The sequence below is a fragment of the Pseudomonas sp. O230 genome (assembly GCF_045447035.1).
GTDB lineage: Bacteria > Pseudomonadota > Gammaproteobacteria > Pseudomonadales > Pseudomonadaceae > Aquipseudomonas.
Window position 1 is genome coordinate 247,694 of record NZ_JBJGXN010000005.1, and the last position, 16,052, is coordinate 263,745.

A 16,052-nucleotide genomic window follows, 5' to 3' on the forward strand; every position below is an offset into this window, starting at 1 on the left:
GAAAATCACGCAACCGGAGCGGGAGGCGCTTCATCCGGCAGGGTCGGCTCACCGGGTTCGGTGGGTTGTTCGTTGGGGGTATCGGGATCAGGCTGACCGGGGATGCCCCCCGCCATGCTGATTGGCGGATGTGCCAACAAGGACCAGGCCAAAACGCCAACCTGATTGGGCTCAAGCCTTGCCAGTTCGGCACTTATTCGCGGATCGATCTTCATAGAGCACTCCTGAGCGATGGCCCCGTCCGCTGTGCGCGAACCGGGCAGTACACCCAATAGAGTGTCTACCCGCTCAGGAATTCCCGCGACCTGCCAGATGAATGGATCAGGTGCGTGGCAGGGTCACGCCGCGCTGGCCCTGGTACTTGCCGCCACGGTCCTTGTAGGACACTTCGCACTCTTCGTCGGATTCAAGGAACAGCATCTGCGCCACGCCTTCGTTGGCGTAGATTTTCGCTGGCAAGTTGGTGGTGTTGGAGAATTCGAGGGTCACATGACCCTCCCACTCAGGCTCAAGCGGGGTGACGTTGACGATGATGCCGCAGCGGGCGTAGGTGCTTTTGCCCAGGCAAATGGTCAATACGTTACGCGGAATACGGAAGTATTCGACAGTACTGGCCAGGGCGAAAGAGTTCGGCGGGATGATGCAGACGTCGCTGTGGATGTCGACAAAGCTGCCGGCATCGAAATTTTTCGGATCGACGATTGCCGAATTGATGTTGGTGAACACCTTGAAATGATTAGTGCAACGAACGTCGTAGCCGTAGCTCGACACGCCGTAGGAGATCACACGGCTATCGTCGCTGCCGCGCACCTGACGCTCGACGAACGGTTCGATCATGCCGTGCTCTTGCGCCATGCGGCGAATCCACTTGTCCGATTTGATGCTCATGGCGGGTGTCCTGAATAGCGAGGTGGAAAAAATCTGTCCGGCATCTTACCGGGCGCGCGCTTCGGGTTCAAAGACCGCGGCGCAATTCGCGTCGATCCCTCATAAATTCCGGCGTTTCACCGCAATACCATGCACCGTCAGTCACGAAATTAGAGAAACCTTTGCAGGAAGCATTGGCACGTTCCGGAAAAAGGGTTAAGGTGGCGCCACTGTGCTGCTTGTGTCACTGAGAATCTCTACACGATATGTTGAATTTCGATCCAACCATCTACAAGAATTTTTCCTGCTCTTTGCACTCAGTCTCGGCCAGGGTTCTTCCTGTGTCGCAGTTATCTTTGTTCAAGGAGTTACACCATGTCTAATCGCCAAACTGGTACCGTTAAGTGGTTCAACGATGAAAAAGGCTTCGGCTTCATCACTCCACAATCCGGTGACGACCTGTTCGTTCACTTCAAAGCTATCCAATCCGACGGCTTCAAAAGCCTGAAAGAAGGCCAACAGGTTTCTTTCATCGCTACCCGCGGTCAGAAAGGCATGCAAGCTGAAGAAGTTCAAGTTATCTAACTTGTACTTGCTTTAGTAAAAAGCCCCGCCCTCAAAAGCGGGGCTTTTTTGTGCCTGTGTGTTTTGCAGGCAAAAAAAATCGCAGCCCCATGGCTGCGATTTTTTGCGTCTTACCAGGCCACACCGAACCCTGCGGTGTAGCGAGTCTTGTCCAGATCGGCATCGTCAGTGCCGCTGATGATGTCTCGCTCGGCCTTCAGGTTAAGCGACGCCCACTCGGTCACTTTGTAGCGCAAGCCCATTTCGGCATCGAGTGCATAATCCGCCACGCCCGACAACGGCTTGCCCACTTCGCCATTGGTGAAGAACTCCACCTTCTTGCCGATCAGGTAGCGGTTGTAGTCCCACTTCATCGCCAGGGAATAGAAGTTGTCCTTGCTGCCATCGTCGAACTGGTAGTCCGTGTGATTGACCAGCGAGCCCAGCGAGAATGCGCCTAGCTCGTCATCCCAGAACTGGTAACCCGGACCGGTACCGACGGTGCGCTGACGAGAGAGTTCTTCAACCTTGTCACGCTTATAGACAGCGCGGCCCTGCCAGAACCATTTCTCGGTGAGGAAGCGGTCGAGTGAATATTCGCCCCGCCAGTTGTCGCTGGTGACCACGTCATCCTGGAATTCACGGTTGTACTCGCCTTCCGCGATATGCCGCCATCTGCCATGGCGCGCAGTGGTCTTGAAGTCGATGTCGTAGTCATCGGTGTCCTTTTCCGCCCGCTGGTAATCCAGCGCCGCATCGATATTCCCTTTCCAGACCAGATCTTCGACGACCGGCTTGGGTTTGAGAATTTGCTGGATACTCGCCAGCTCGACCGTCTTCGGCGCCTCGCCGTTTTCCAGCATCACCTTGCCGTCATCCGCAGCGTGCAGCGACTTGGCTTTCTCGCCGTTGTAGGCATCCTGCTTGACCAGCAACTCCTGATCGCTCTCCAGGGTTTTGACCTGTTTCCAGTCGATCGGAACCGCACCGGCGTATTCGGTCTGGATCAACAGTTTGCCGCCGTCGAACAGCGTGATCTTGCCGCTCAGCTTGTCACCGTTCTTTAACCATACGGTGTCGGCGAGCAAGGGCGTGGATGCACTCAGGACAGCAAGGCACAGCAGGGTTCTGGACACCATAAGCAAATACAGGCTCAAGTTTGCGAAAAAAGTTGGCATTATCCGGAAGAATAAGACCCTAGCATTGAGTGACACGTCTATTTCCATTGAGTTCATTCCTGCAGGAGCAGCCAGTCGACGCTAAATTGCTGCGATAAACCTGAGATTGACGCGCTTTCCAGGCTATCCCGTCATCGCTAACGCCCATCGCGAGCAAGCTCGCCCCTAAAGGACTCCGGACGTGACCGACCCAACCATCGAAACAGAAAGCGCTGCGCAAATCCGACGCACGGCGCTTTATCTGACCCTGGCGCAGGTGCCCGAGGGCAAAGTCGTGAGTTATGGTCAATTGGCCGAGCTGGCGGGATTGGGTCGCGCCGCGCGCTGGGTCGGTCGTACGCTCAGCCAGTTGCCCGGCGACACGAAACTGCCCTGGCACCGGGTGCTCGGTGCCGGCGGGCGGATCAGCCTGCCCGTAGGCAGTCCCTCAGGGGACGAGCAACGCGCGCGATTGCGCTCCGAAGGCATCAGTGTCCTGAATAATCGTGTTGATATTCAGCGCCATGGCTGGCGCCCGGTAGAGCACAGCGGTTAGAGTGCGCGCTTTGTTTCCGTAATCTTGAGGCAGACTTCAGCCCATGCCCCGTAAAACCTGGCGCGCCGCGCTCGCCGCCTATGCCAGCCCATCGACACTTGTGCTGTTGTTGCTTGGTTTCGCCGCCGGCCTGCCCTATATGCTGGTGTTTTCAACACTGTCAGTCTGGTTGCGTGAAGCCGGTGTGGCTCGCGAAACCATTGGCTATGCAAGCCTGATCGGTCTGGCCTACGCCTTTAAATGGGTCTGGTCACCGTTGCTGGACCAATGGCGCCTGCCATTGCTCGGCAAGCTCGGTCGCCGTCGCTCATGGCTGGTGCTTTCACAGGCACTGGTGATCCTCGGCCTGATCGGGATGGGTTTCTGCGACCCGCAAAAACATTTGTCCTGGCTGATCGCCATCGCGGTAGTCGTTGCCTTCGCCTCGGCGACGCAAGACATCGCGGTCGATGCCTATCGCCTGGAAATCGCCGACGACACCCGTCAGGCCGCCCTCGCCGCCAGTTACATGTCCGGCTACCGGATCGCGGCGCTGCTGGCGACCGCTGGCGCCCTGTTCTTCGCCGAAGGTTTTGGCTCCACCGGTTTCAACTACAAGCATTCGGCATGGGCCGGCACTTACCTGCTGTTCGGCGCCCTGATGGTTCCGGCGTTGCTCACCTCTTTCTTCATGCGCGAACCGCCGGTGCCGTTGCGCACGCAACTGCAGGCCGGGCGCTACAGCTTTGCGCATCAGCTGGCTTCGGTGTTCGTGCTGATCGTGCTGCTGGTTTCCGTGCCGGCCATGTTCACCCAGCTCTACAACACCGACTTCGCCAGCGTGCTGTTTGACGGCGTGAGCCTGCTCAATCTGCTGCTGGAAGACCGCGCATTTCTGCGGGCGATCCTCTACACCTCGCTCACCGCGCTGTGCCTCTCGGCCATGGGGCGTCGCGGTCTCGCACCGGTGCTGACGCCGGTCAACGACTTCATTTTGCGTTACCGCTGGCAAGCGCTGCTGCTGCTCGGGCTGATCGCCACGTATCGGATGTCGGATACGGTGATGGGCGTCATGGCCAACGTGTTCTATATCGACCAGGGCTTCACCAAGGATCAGATTGCCAGCGTCAGCAAAATCTTCGGCCTGATCATGACGCTGGTCGGCGCCGGCATGGGCGGCCTGCTGATCGTGCGTTTCGGCATCCTGCCGATCCTGTTCATCGGCGGTGTGGCGTCAGCGGGCACCAATTTGCTGTTCCTGATGCTCGCCGACATGGGCGCCAACCTGAACATGCTGATCCTGACCATATCCCTGGACAACTTCAGCTCCGGCCTGGCGACCTCGGCATTTGTCGCCTACTTGTCGAGCCTGACCAACCTCAAGTTCTCCGCCACCCAATACGCCCTGCTCAGCTCGATCATGCTCCTGCTGCCGCGCCTGATCGGCGGCTATTCCGGGGTCATGGTGGAAAAATTCGGCTACCACAATTTCTTCCTGATCACTGCCCTGCTGGGCGTTCCGACGCTGCTGTTGATCGCCTTGCACTGGTTCCAGGAGAGCCGCCGCGAAGGCCCAACACCGAAGCCGGAACCGGTTCCGACCCAGGTCGCGGAAGAATCGTAGGAAGCATCGCAAAGGGCGTGGAGATTCCCGCCCTCCTGCCATACCACCGACCGCGCGCCTGTACGCCAGCAGATCTCGCCCGTACAATGCTCCGTCATTTCTCGTCATCAGCAACCGACAACGGCCAACCATGCGCACCAGTCAATTTTTGCTCGCCACACAGAAAGAAACGCCTTCCGACGCGGTCGTGATCAGCCATCAGCTGATGCTGCGCGCCGGCATGATCCGCAAACTCGCCTCGGGCCTGTACACCTGGCTGCCGATGGGCTTGCGAGTGATGCGCAAGGTCGAAGCCGTCGTTCGTGAAGAAATGAACGCCGCAGGCTCTCTTGAAGTGTTGATGCCGAGCACGCAACCGGCTGAGTTGTGGCAGGAATCCGGTCGCTGGGAAGAATACGGCCCTGAATTGCTGCGCTTCAAGGATCGCCACGGTCGCGATTTCTGCGCTGGTCCGACCCACGAAGAAGTGATCACCGACCTGATGCGCAACGAGTTGAGCAGCTACAAACAGCTGCCGATCAACCTGTATCAGATCCAGACCAAATTCCGTGACGAAATCCGTCCACGCTTCGGCTTGATGCGCGGCCGCGAATTCATCATGAAGGACGCCTACTCGTTCCACGCTGACCAGCCTTCGCTGCAGGTCACCTACGACCGCATGCACCAGGCGTACTGCAACGTGTTCACCCGCCTGGGCCTGAAGTTCCGCCCGGTTGAAGCCGACAACGGCTCCATCGGTGGCGCCGGTTCCCACGAATTCCACGTCCTGGCCGAATCCGGCGAAGACGATATCGTCTTCAGTAACGGTTCCGACTACGCCGCGAACATCGAGAAAGCCGAAGCCGTGCCGCGCGAAACTTCCCGCCCTGCACCGGCCGAAGAGCTGCGCCTGGTCGACACACCGAACGCCAAGACCATCGCGCAACTGGTCGAAGGCTTCAACCTGCCGATCGAGAAGACCATCAAGACCCTCGTGGTTCACGCTGAAGAGCAAGGCAAACTGATTGCCCTGATCATCCGTGGCGACCACGAGCTGAACGAAATCAAGGCCGCCAACCAGCCTGGCGTTGCCAGCCCGCTGGTCATGGCGTCCGAAAGCGAACTGCGCGACGCCATTGGCGCCGGCGCCGGTTCCCTCGGCCCATTGAACCTGCCACTGCCGATCATCATCGACCGTTCCGTCGAGCTCATGAGCGACTTCGGTATCGGTGCGAACATCGACGACAAGCACTATTTCGGCGTGAACTGGGAGCGTGACCTGCCGGTTCCGACCGTGGCCGACCTGCGTAACGTCGTGGCCGGTGATCCGAGCCCGGACGGCAAAGGCACCCTGGAAATCAAGCGCGGCATCGAAGTCGGGCATATCTTCCAGCTGGGCAACAAATACAGCAAAGCGATGAAGTGCGAAGTGCTGGGCGAGAACGGCAAGCCGGTCACCCTGGAAATGGGTTGCTACGGCATCGGCGTTTCCCGCGTGGTGGCTGCGGCCATCGAGCAGGGCAACGACGACAAGGGGATCATCTGGAGCGACACACTGGCGCCATTCCAGATCGCGCTGGTGCCGCTGCGCTATGAAACCGAACAGGTTCGCGAAGCCACCGACAAGCTTTATGCGGAACTGACCGCGGCCGGCTTCGAGGTGCTGCTGGACGATCGCGACAAGAAAACCAGCCCGGGCATCAAGTTCGCGGACATGGAGCTGATCGGCATTCCTCACCGGATCGTGGTCAGTGACCGCGGCCTCGCCGAAGGCAATCTGGAATACAAGAGCCGCACCGAGTCCGAGGCGCAAGCGCTGCCGGTCGCTGACGTGCTGTCCTTCCTCCAGGCCCGTATCCGCCGCTGACACCAGATAGAGAAGTCATGTTCAAGCGAAACACCTTAGGCCTCGGTGGTGCCGCCCTGTGCGGCACCCTGCTGGTCAGCGGCTGCGCCAATCATATGTCGCAACGCAGCGAGCACGAGGCACGTATCGAGCGCAAATTGCTCGATCACAGCCTGCAGATCGATGTCGGCGAGCCCAAGGTGCTTGAGCTGCCGCAACGTCGGGTGAAGATCCACGAGCAGAAAACCTTCGAAGTCACCGAGTTCGAAGTCACGCGGCATTACGATCGCTACACGCCTTACCAACCCTGGCGGGAGATCTACGAGATACCGCTGGGCGCGGTGGCCGTGGTGGCCGGTGTCGGCGCGAACGTGGTCAACGTGTTCGCCCTCGGCAACTTGCCGGATAGCGTGACCAAGGACTGGTTCAGTTACGGTTTCGCCGGGCTCAACCCGTTCATGAACGCGCCGTCTCACGGTCGTGCGCAGCAGAATCTCGCCGGTATCGACGAGGTCCAACTCGACAAACGCACGGAATACTCGAGCCTGCCCTGGAGCGAGCGTCCGGTGGAGGTCAAGGCCGGCAAGGAAACGTTCGAGCTGAGCACTGACAAAAACGGTGTCTTGCGCCTGAACCTGCTCGACAGCCCGTTCGCCGAACATGACATCAATCACCTGAGCCGGTTGCTGATCAAGGTCGAAGACAGTCAGGACGACGTGCACACAGACTCGTCCCTGGCGGTCAGCAGTTCCTTGCGCGGCAAGCTGCTCGAAGCCCACGGGCTGATTTACGACGACCTTGAAGACGATGAAGTGAGCCAGTGGGTACACCGAGTCAAACGTTTATCGGAACTGGGCCTGGAAGAAGAAGCCAGTGAGTTGGAACAAAGCCTGATTGAGCTGACTCGCAACGATCCAGAGTTGCAGACCGAATTCCTCAAATCGCTGACCAAGGATGCCGGGCGACTGGTCGCGGATCCGGGACCGAATTGAGATTTTGCAGGAGCGAGCTTGCTCGCTCCTGCAAAGGGTGCTGACCTGCAATTCGCGGCAGACTAGCGCTCAAACAACTCCATCTGCTCAAACCCTCCGCGCAAATCCTCCAGCCTCACCCCAACCCCCAACAATCGCACTGGCTTCCCACCGCGATTGAACGCCTGGGTCAGCAACAGCTGATAACTCCCCAGATCCCGCCCTGCCCCGGCCTGCTCCAGCGTGGTCTGGGTGAAATCATGGAATTTCACTTTGACGAACGGTTTGCCCGGCCGATAGCTGCTGTCAATCCGCGCCATGCGGCCCGCCAGGGTTTCCAGCAACTCGGGTAATTTATCCAGGCAGCTCAGCAGATCCGGCAGATCCACGTCATACGTGTTTTCGACACTGATCGATTGCCGCCGACTGTCGTTGTGCACCAGCCGGTCATCAATCCCACGGGCCAGACTCCAAAGTCGCTCGCCAAAACTGCCGAATTCGCGCACCAGCGCCAACTTGTCCCATTCACGCAAATGCGAGCAATCGACAATGCCGAGCCTGCCCAGTTTGTCGGCAGTCACTTTGCCAACGCCGTGCAGCTTGCTGACAGGCAAACCGCTGACGAAATCCTCGACCTGATCCGGCGTAATGACAAACAAACCGTTGGGCTTCTTCCAGTCGCTGGCGATCTTGGCCAGAAACTTGTTCGGTGCCACGCCGGCCGAGACCGTGATGTGCAACTGATTGGACACACGACGACGGATGTCCTGAGCAATTCGCGTGGCGCTGCCGCCGAAGTGCGCGCTATCGGACACGTCGAGGTAAGCCTCATCGAGGGAAAGCGGCTCGATCAGGTCGGTGTAATCGCGAAAGATCGTGTGAATTTCCTTCGACGCCTCTCGGTAGGCGTCCATGCGCGGCTTGACGATGGTCAGGTCGGGGCACAACTTCAAGGCGTGCCCCGACGACATCGCCGATCGCACGCCATACGCCCGCGCTTCATAGTTACAGGTGGCAATCACCCCGCGTCGATCCGCCGAACCGCCCACCGCCAAGGGTTTTCCGGCCAGGCGCGGGTCGTCACGCATCTCGATGGCCGCGTAGAAGCAGTCACAATCGACGTGGATGATTTTTCGCTGGGTCATATGAAAACGGTGTTCATGGCAAAGAAAAGCAGATTTGGCAGGCCGGATCGGCAGTATCTCACTGACACCTGTATATAGCACCAGTAGTCTGAATGTTCTTTCCTGCTCGTAGGAAAAGTTGCAGATGAATTTTTCTCAATCGAAAAGCTCTGCCCGATAGAGCCGCAAGCCTTGCCACACCTGACCCGCAGCCCGTTTCACCATCGTATTTTCAAGCTAAGCGATTGAACCAGAACAGGTTTTATCCCGATTGAAGGTTGACAGCCCGACGATCCTCTGTAGAATGCCGACACACAGACGCGGGATGGAGCAGTCTGGTAGCTCGTCGGGCTCATAACCCGAAGGTCGTCGGTTCAAATCCGGCTCCCGCAACCAAACATCAAAAAAGGCTACTCGAAAGAGTGGCCTTTTTTGTGCGCGCCGAAAACACCCAATGCAGGAACGGGCTTGCTCGCGAAAAACTCAAGGCCGCCATTGGCATCTGGTTTTACGCGCCTTCGTTCACGACCATCGTCGGAACGCCGCCCGGAGCAAGCTCGCTCCTATAAGTGTCTGTTTTTGCCAAAAGCGAGAAATCGTTCTGATTCCGAAACTTAGTGCTCGCCTGCGACCGTTCGCCGCTTATTTACGCTTATTTGACCCAGTTCCAGATTAACGGTTGACACTCAAGCGGATCTCTATAGAATGCCGCCACACAGACGCGGGATGGAGCAGTCTGGTAGCTCGTCGGGCTCATAACCCGAAGGTCGTCGGTTCAAATCCGGCTCCCGCAACCAAACATCAAAAAAGGCTACTCGAAAGAGTGGCCTTTTTTGTATCTGTTGAAAAAGTCCTTTCGCAACAAAGACCTGTCACCGTGTAGAGACGCGTTCGGGATCACCAGAGTTCTGAGTTCAGACTATGCTGAATCACAGACCGCCCCCTACGACGGATGACATGCCATCGCCGACAATCGGTGATAGGCGTTAATATTTGTGATTATTTTTTTCTACAGGGATTGGTAACTTGGCTGGATACCCCCATCCTGTCGCGCACAATCCAAGAGGTGATTGATGCGCGCCAACTCGTCTGATTCACAAGACACCGTCACAGCGACACAACCGATCAAGCCCGAGCGTCTGCGCTTACTTGATCTGGTCAGCAAGTACCGTCAGCCCATTGGTCTGGCGGTCACCCTGCTGTTGTTCGCTATCGCGCTGATTGCCTGTCGCCACCTGCTGAGCGAACTCGATCTGTACGCTCTGCACGACTCGATTCTCGACGTACCGAAACCGGCATTGCTCGGCGCATTGGCCGCGACCGTGGTCGGCTTCATCATTTTGCTTGGTTACGAATGGTCGGCCAGCCGCTATGCCGGCGTGACTCTGGCGCCGCGGATTCTGGCCCTGGGCGGGTTCACGGCATTCGCCATCGGTAATGCGATCGGTCTGTCGATGCTCTCGGGAGGCTCGGTTCGCTACCGTTTATATGCACGTCATGGCCTCGGGGCTTCCGAAGTCGCGCACATGACGCTGTTTGCCAGTCTTTCGCTCGGCTGCGCCCTGCCCCCACTGGCCGCCCTCGCCACGCTCAGCAACCTGCCCGCTGCCACTGCCGCTCTGGGCCTCTCGCAGATGCTGCTGGGTGCGATTGCCACCGCTGTACTGCTGTTGTTTAGCGTATTGGCCGTTGGCATCTATCGCCGGCGCCTGCCGGAGCAGCCCTATCCGGACAACCTGCTGGTCAAGGTCGGTCGTCGCACGTTGCGCCTTCCCGGCCGCCGCCTGACGTTTCTGCAACTGATCATTACCGCCCTCGACGTCGCCGCCGCCGCGACCGTGCTGTATCTGTTGCTGCCGGAAGCCCCGCCCTTCGGTGCGTTCCTCCTGGTGTACCTGCTGGCCTTGGCCGCGGGCGTGCTCAGTCATGTTCCCGGCGGTGTCGGGGTGTTCGAAGCAATTCTGCTGGCCGCCTTCGCCGACAAACTTGGCGCCGCGCCATTGGCTGCTGCGCTGTTGCTTTATCGCCTGATCTACGTGGTGTTGCCGCTGCTGGTCGCGTGCTTGCTGCTGTTGATCAACGAAGGCCAGCGCCTGTTTCAGACGCGTCAGTCCTTGCGCGCCGCGTCCGGTCTGGCCGCGCCGATTCTGGCGGTTCTGGTGTTCCTGTCCGGCGTGGTGCTGCTGTTCTCGGGGGTGACCCCGGAAATCGATACGCGCCTGGAACACATCGGCTTTCTGATTCCCCATCGACTGGTCGACGCCTCGCACTTCGGCGCCAGCCTGGTCGGCGTGCTCTGCCTGCTGCTGGCTCAAGGCCTGCGACGGCGCCTGTCCGCCGCGTGGATGCTGACCACCATCCTATTGCTGGTCGGTGCCGTACTCTCGCTGCTCAAGGGTTTCGACTGGGAAGAAGCGTGCCTGATGACGCTGACGGCGTCTCTGCTGGGGGTTTTCCGGCGCTCGTTCTATCGCCCGAGCCGTCTGACCGAACTGCCGTTTTCGCCGCTGTATCTGGTGTCGAGTCTTTGTGTACTCGGTGCGTCGATCTGGCTGCTGTTGTTCGCCTATCAGGACGTGCCTTACAGCCATCAACTCTGGTGGCAGTTCACCCTCGACGCCGACGCCCCGCGTGGCTTGCGCTCGCTGCTCGGCGCCGCCGTATTGCTGGTGGTGGTGTCGCTGACCTGGCTGCTGCGTACCGCACGCCCGGTGATCCACCTGCCCACGCCGGACGAACTGGACCGCGCGGTAAAAATCCTGATGGCGTCGTCGCAACCGGACGGTGGCCTCGCGCTGACCGGTGACAAGGCGCTGCTGTTTCACCCTAACGACGAGGCGTTCCTGATGTACGCCCGCCGTGGGCGCAGCCTGGTGGCCTTGTACGACCCGATTGGCCCGACCCTGCAACGCGCCGAGATGATCTGGCAGTTCCGCGACCTCTGCGACATCCACCACGCTCGCCCTGTGTTCTATCAAGTCCGCGCGGAGAACCTGCCGTACTACATGGACATCGGCCTGACCGCGATCAAGCTCGGCGAAGAAGCCCGGGTCGATCTGCAGCGCTTTGATCTCGAAGCCAAAGGCAAAGAGATGAAAGACCTGCGCTACACCTGGAACCGTGGCACCCGTGATGGCCTGTCGCTGGAGATCCATGAGCCGGGGCACGCGCCGATGGACGAGCTCAAGGTGATTTCCGATGCCTGGCTGACCGGCAAGAATGTGCGCGAGAAAGGCTTCTCGCTCGGTCGCTTCAGTGATAACTACCTCAAGCATTTCCGCGTCGCGGTGATTCGTTTCGAAGGACGCCCGGTGGCGTTCGCCAATTTGCTCGAGACTTACGGCCACGACCTGGCCAGCCTCGACCTGATGCGCGCGCACCCGGACGCCCCGAAGCTGACCATGGAATTCATGATGGTCGGCCTGATTCAGCATTACAAAAATCATGGATACGCGCGTTTCAGCCTGGGCATGGTGCCGTTGTCGGGGTTGCAACCCCGGCGTGGCGCACCGCTGACCCAGCGTCTGGGCTCGATGGTATTCCGCCGTGGTGAGCAGCTTTACAACTTCCAAGGTTTGCGCCGCTTTAAAGACAAGTTCCAGCCTGACTGGGAACCCCGTTATATGGCCGTGCCCGCCGGACTCGATCCGCTGGTTGCCCTGGCCGACACTGCTGCCCTGATTGCGGGCGGCTTGACTGGATTGGTGAAACGCTGATGATTCAACGCTCCTTGCGGTACGTACTGGGCACACTGGTAGTGCTGGCCCTGATTCTCGGTGGCGGTTACTGGTACCTCAAACGCCCGGCGCCAGAACCGATCCTCGAACAGCTGACACCGGCCGACGGCGCCGTGATGACCCGCGTCATCCCCGGCAACACGCCACGCGCCCAGGTGCTGGTGGCGGTCAATGAAGACCAGAAGCTCAGCGACAAGCAATTGATGACCCTGAGCCGCAGCGGTTCGGCGCAGATTGTTCAGGTGATCCTGCCCAAGGAATGCCTGCTGCAAAGCCGCGCCCTGCAAGCCGGCCTGAGAGAACTCAAAGGCCCGGCGACCCTGGTCAGCGGCATCGGCCCCGGCGCCGTGCTGGCCTGGCGCTGGTTGTCCGAGCAGAAGGACGACAAGTCCCAGGCCGTTTCGGTCGACCTGGCCCTGGAAAAACCCGGCTGCACCCACCTGCTGCCGAAAAGCGCCGCTCACGGTCACTGGCTGGTGGCGTGGAACGACAACCCGGACGACACCAGCGCCGGTTTCGTACGCGACCAACCCAACGCCGAAACCAGCATCAGCGACTACGACATCAACCTGCCGCAAGTGCTGAACAACGAACTGCGCAAGCTCCTCGTCGGTGGCGACAAAGCCGCTGGTGGTATTCAGATTCCGGTGGTTGAAGTGCCGGCCGGCCAAGCCAAGGACACTGTCACCCTGTTCCTCTCCGGTGACGGCGGCTGGCGCGACCTCGACCGCGATGTCGCGGGCGAAATGGCCAAGATCGGTTATCCGGTGGTCGGCATCGACACCCTGCGCTATTACTGGCAGCACAAAAGCCCAGAGCAAAGCGCGCTGGACCTCGCCGAACTGATGCAGCACTACCGGCAGAAATGGGGCACCAAGCGCTTCATCCTGACCGGTTACTCGTTCGGCGCCGACGTCTTGCCAGCAATCTACAACCGCCTGGCAGAGTCGGAGCAGCAACGCGTCGACGCAATCATCCTGCTGGCCTTCGCCCGCACCGGCAGCTTCGAAATCGAAGTCGAAGGCTGGCTCGGCAACGCCGGTAAAGAAGCCGCCACCGGCCCGGAAATGGCCAAGCTGCCACCGGAGAAAGTGGTGTGCATCTTCGGTGAAGAAGAAATCGACGAAAGCGGCTGCACCGACAAGACCGCCGTGGGCGAAGCCATCAAGCTGCCTGGCGGCCACCACTTCGACGAGAACTACCCGAAACTGGCCCAGCGGTTGGTGGATGTGATCGAGAAGCGTCAAGCGAAGGAGACGGCGACTCAGGAGTGATCTGATCTCGCCCACAAAGAGCCCTCGCTGCCTCACGGTAGCGGGGGCTTTTACATTGGGCTAACACCAAAAATCCCCTGTGGGAGCGGGCTTGCCCGCGATAGCGATATGCCTGTCACCTAAATGCTGGAACTGCCGCCGTCATCGCGGGCAAGCCCGCTCCCACAGGGTTCTTCGTTGGGTTGGGATCAGGTGTGCACAAAAAAGCCCCGCTGCCTGCATGGCAACGGGGGCTTTTTGATTTCGCGGAATTACATCTCGACCTGCGTCCCCAACTCAATCACCCGGTTCAGCGGCAGATTGAAGAAGCGCAAATTGCCATTGGCGTTCTTCAACATGAACGCAAACAACGCCTCGCGCCAACGGGCCATGCCTTCAAGCTTGGAGGCGATGACCGTCTCACGACTGAGGAAGTAAGTGGTGCGCATCGGGCTGAAATCCAGGTCATCGAGATGACACAGCTTCAGCGCTTGCGGCACGTCCGGCTCGTCGACGAAGCCAAAGTGCAGGATCACCCGGAAGAAACCTTCGCCGTAGGAATCGACCTCGAAGCGCCGTGTCGAAGGCACCCGCGGGATATCTTCGTACACCACCGTCAGCAGCACCACTTGCTCGTGCAGCACCTGGTTATGCAACAGGTTGTGCAACAGCGCGTGGGGCACGGCGTCCGGGCGCGCAGTGAGGAACACCGCAGTTCCCTGGACGCGATGCGGCGGTTGCACGGCGATACTGCTGATGAAAATCGGCAGTGGCAGCCCGCCCTCGTCCAGACGATCCACGAGCAGCTCTTTACCGCGTTTCCAGGTGGTCATCAGAACAAACAGCACAATACCCGCCAATACCGGGAAGGCACCGCCCTGAACAATTTTCGGCACGTTGGCCGCGAAGAACAGTCCGTCTACCAGCAAGAAACCGATCAATATCGGCACTGCCAGCACCGGTGGCCATTTCCACAGCAGCAGCATCACCGCCGAGACCAGAATGCTGGTAATCAGCATGGTTCCGGTCACGGCAACACCGTAGGCCGAAGCCAGCGCACCGGAGGATTCGAAGCCCAGCACCAGCAGAATCACGCCGACCATCAACGCCCAATTCACTGCGCCAATGTAAATTTGCCCTTGTTCGGCACTTGAGGTGTGCTGAATGTGCATGCGCGGGATGTAGCCCAACTGAATCGCCTGCCGGGTCAACGAGAACGCACCCGAGATCACCGCTTGCGAGGCGATAACGGTGGCCAGCGTCGACAGAATCACCAAAGGAATCAACGCCCAGCTCGGCGCCAACAGGTAGAAAGGGTTACGTGCCGCTTCCGGGTCCTCTAACAGCAAGGCGCCCTGACCGAAGTAATTCAGCACCAGCGCGGGCAGCACAAGCGCAAACCAGGCACGTGCAATCGGCTTGCGACCAAAGTGGCCCATGTCGGCGTAAAGCGCTTCAGCACCGGTCAATGCCAACACGACCGCGCCAAGAATCGCCACCCCCATGCCCGGATGCACAATGAAGAAACGCACTCCCCAGACCGGGTTAAGCGCACTGAGGACTTCAGGGTGCTTGATGATCCCGTTGATACCGAGTACACCCAGCACCACAAACCACGACACCATCACGGGACCGAACAACTTGCCAATTCGGTCCGTGCCATGTTTCTGGATCAGGAACAACCCAACCAGCACGATCAGTGACAACGGTACGACCCAGCGTTCCAGCCCGTCGAAGGCCAACTCAAGCCCTTCCACCGCAGAGAGTACGGAAATGGCCGGGGTGATCATGCTGTCGCCATAGAACAGCGCGGCACCGATCAGCCCGAGTATTACCAGTACGGCGCGCAACTTTGGATAAGGCGTCGAAGCACGCCGGGCCAGGGCCGTCAGCGCCATGATCCCGCCTTCACTTTGGTTGTCGGCGCGCAGAATGAACAACACGTACTTGATCGAAACCACCCAAATCAGCGACCAGAAGATCAGCGCAAGAATCCCGAACACTCCGTCATGATTGACGGGGACGCCGTAATGTCCAGAGAAAACCTCTTTAAGGGTGTACAGCGGGCTCGTGCCGATATCGCCATAAACCACCCCGACCGCCGCGACCAGCATGCCGATCGGCTTAGCCGCCGAATGCCCGGCGCTCGCTGCCTGACTACTTGCCTGACCCATCCAACACTCCTACTACCCAGACCGGGCTTCTTTTGAAGAAGCACTATGCTTTTATCGTGCAGCATGCGCTGTTTTACTTCACGTTACAGACGTTTTGTTGACTGTAAAAAATCGGTAAAGCGTAACGGCGCGAAGCATAGCGCAGCACTCGTCGTATTTCCCTCCATAAAGCTGGTCAAGTGAACGTCTCATCGCTAGAATTGCGCACTTTTTGATCAGAG

General features: G+C 59.2%; 12 protein-coding genes and 2 tRNA genes. 9 read left to right on the forward strand and 5 right to left on the reverse strand.

Going from position 1 to position 16,052, the window contains the following annotated elements; genetic code table 11:
- Positions 1 to 5: 5 nt before the first annotated feature.
- Complete coding sequence (locus ACI77H_RS12445) at positions 6 to 215, reverse strand: hypothetical protein (protein ID WP_407012174.1); 210 nt, start codon at positions 213 to 215, stop codon at positions 6 to 8.
- Between the two features lie 106 nt (positions 216 to 321).
- Positions 322 to 888 (reverse strand): dCTP deaminase, encoded by a 567-nt coding sequence (dcd, locus tag ACI77H_RS12450; protein WP_007904652.1) that lies wholly within the window; start codon positions 886 to 888, stop codon positions 322 to 324.
- A 354-nt stretch (positions 889 to 1,242) separates the two neighbouring features.
- Between dcd and ACI77H_RS12455 the strand changes: the two genes are divergently transcribed.
- The gene (locus ACI77H_RS12455) at positions 1,243 to 1,452 is read left to right on the forward strand and encodes a cold-shock protein (RefSeq protein ID WP_002554837.1); all 210 of its coding nucleotides are present in this window, start codon (positions 1,243 to 1,245) and stop codon (positions 1,450 to 1,452) included.
- A gap of 110 nt (positions 1,453 to 1,562) precedes the next feature.
- Here ACI77H_RS12455 and ACI77H_RS12460 read toward each other — a convergent pair whose 3' ends face one another.
- Positions 1,563 to 2,570: a DUF481 domain-containing protein gene (locus ACI77H_RS12460; protein WP_407012175.1), complete on the reverse strand. Its 1,008-nt coding sequence runs from the start codon at positions 2,568 to 2,570 to the stop codon at positions 1,563 to 1,565.
- Positions 2,571 to 2,790: 220 nt separating this feature from the next.
- Here ACI77H_RS12460 and ACI77H_RS12465 point away from each other — a divergent pair, with 220 nt between their 5' ends.
- From ACI77H_RS12465 to ACI77H_RS12480, 4 genes are all read left to right on the forward strand, one after another.
- The gene (locus ACI77H_RS12465; RefSeq protein ID WP_407012176.1) at positions 2,791 to 3,144 is read left to right on the forward strand and encodes an MGMT family protein; all 354 of its coding nucleotides are present in this window, start codon (positions 2,791 to 2,793) and stop codon (positions 3,142 to 3,144) included.
- A gap of 43 nt (positions 3,145 to 3,187) precedes the next feature.
- Complete coding sequence (locus ACI77H_RS12470) at positions 3,188 to 4,747, forward strand: AmpG family muropeptide MFS transporter (RefSeq protein WP_407012177.1); 1,560 nt, start codon at positions 3,188 to 3,190, stop codon at positions 4,745 to 4,747.
- Between the two features lie 130 nt (positions 4,748 to 4,877).
- Positions 4,878 to 6,593, forward strand: a complete 1,716-nt coding sequence (locus tag ACI77H_RS12475) for a proline--tRNA ligase (RefSeq protein ID WP_407012178.1) — start codon at positions 4,878 to 4,880, stop codon at positions 6,591 to 6,593.
- A gap of 17 nt (positions 6,594 to 6,610) precedes the next feature.
- On the forward strand, positions 6,611 to 7,564 hold the full coding sequence (locus ACI77H_RS12480) for a hypothetical protein (RefSeq protein WP_407012179.1): 954 nt from the start codon (positions 6,611 to 6,613) through the stop codon (positions 7,562 to 7,564).
- Positions 7,565 to 7,626: 62 nt separating this feature from the next.
- Here the strand turns inward: ACI77H_RS12480 and dinB are convergent, their stop codons facing one another.
- The gene (gene dinB / locus ACI77H_RS12485) at positions 7,627 to 8,688 is read right to left on the reverse strand and encodes a DNA polymerase IV (protein ID WP_407012180.1); all 1,062 of its coding nucleotides are present in this window, start codon (positions 8,686 to 8,688) and stop codon (positions 7,627 to 7,629) included.
- A gap of 298 nt (positions 8,689 to 8,986) precedes the next feature.
- Here dinB and ACI77H_RS12490 point away from each other — a divergent pair.
- The 4 genes from ACI77H_RS12490 (at position 8,987) to ACI77H_RS12505 (ending at position 13,678) form a co-directional block, all read left to right on the forward strand.
- Positions 8,987 to 9,063: transfer RNA gene (locus ACI77H_RS12490), tRNA-Met, on the forward strand.
- A 324-nt stretch (positions 9,064 to 9,387) separates the two neighbouring features.
- Positions 9,388 to 9,464: transfer RNA gene (locus ACI77H_RS12495), tRNA-Met, on the forward strand.
- 276 nt (positions 9,465 to 9,740) lie between these two features.
- A complete protein-coding gene (mprF, locus tag ACI77H_RS12500) occupies positions 9,741 to 12,383 on the forward strand; it encodes a bifunctional lysylphosphatidylglycerol flippase/synthetase MprF (RefSeq protein ID WP_407012181.1) in 2,643 nt (880 codons plus the stop codon).
- The gene (locus ACI77H_RS12505; protein ID WP_407012182.1) at positions 12,383 to 13,678 is read left to right on the forward strand and encodes an AcvB/VirJ family lysyl-phosphatidylglycerol hydrolase; all 1,296 of its coding nucleotides are present in this window, start codon (positions 12,383 to 12,385) and stop codon (positions 13,676 to 13,678) included. The genes mprF and ACI77H_RS12505 overlap by 1 nt, the downstream gene beginning before the upstream one ends.
- Positions 13,679 to 13,929: 251 nt before the next feature.
- On the opposite strand, the gene ACI77H_RS12510 is transcribed toward ACI77H_RS12505, so the two are convergent.
- The gene (locus tag ACI77H_RS12510; protein ID WP_407012183.1) at positions 13,930 to 15,831 is read right to left on the reverse strand and encodes a potassium transporter Kup; all 1,902 of its coding nucleotides are present in this window, start codon (positions 15,829 to 15,831) and stop codon (positions 13,930 to 13,932) included.
- Positions 15,832 to 16,052 lie beyond the last annotated feature (221 nt).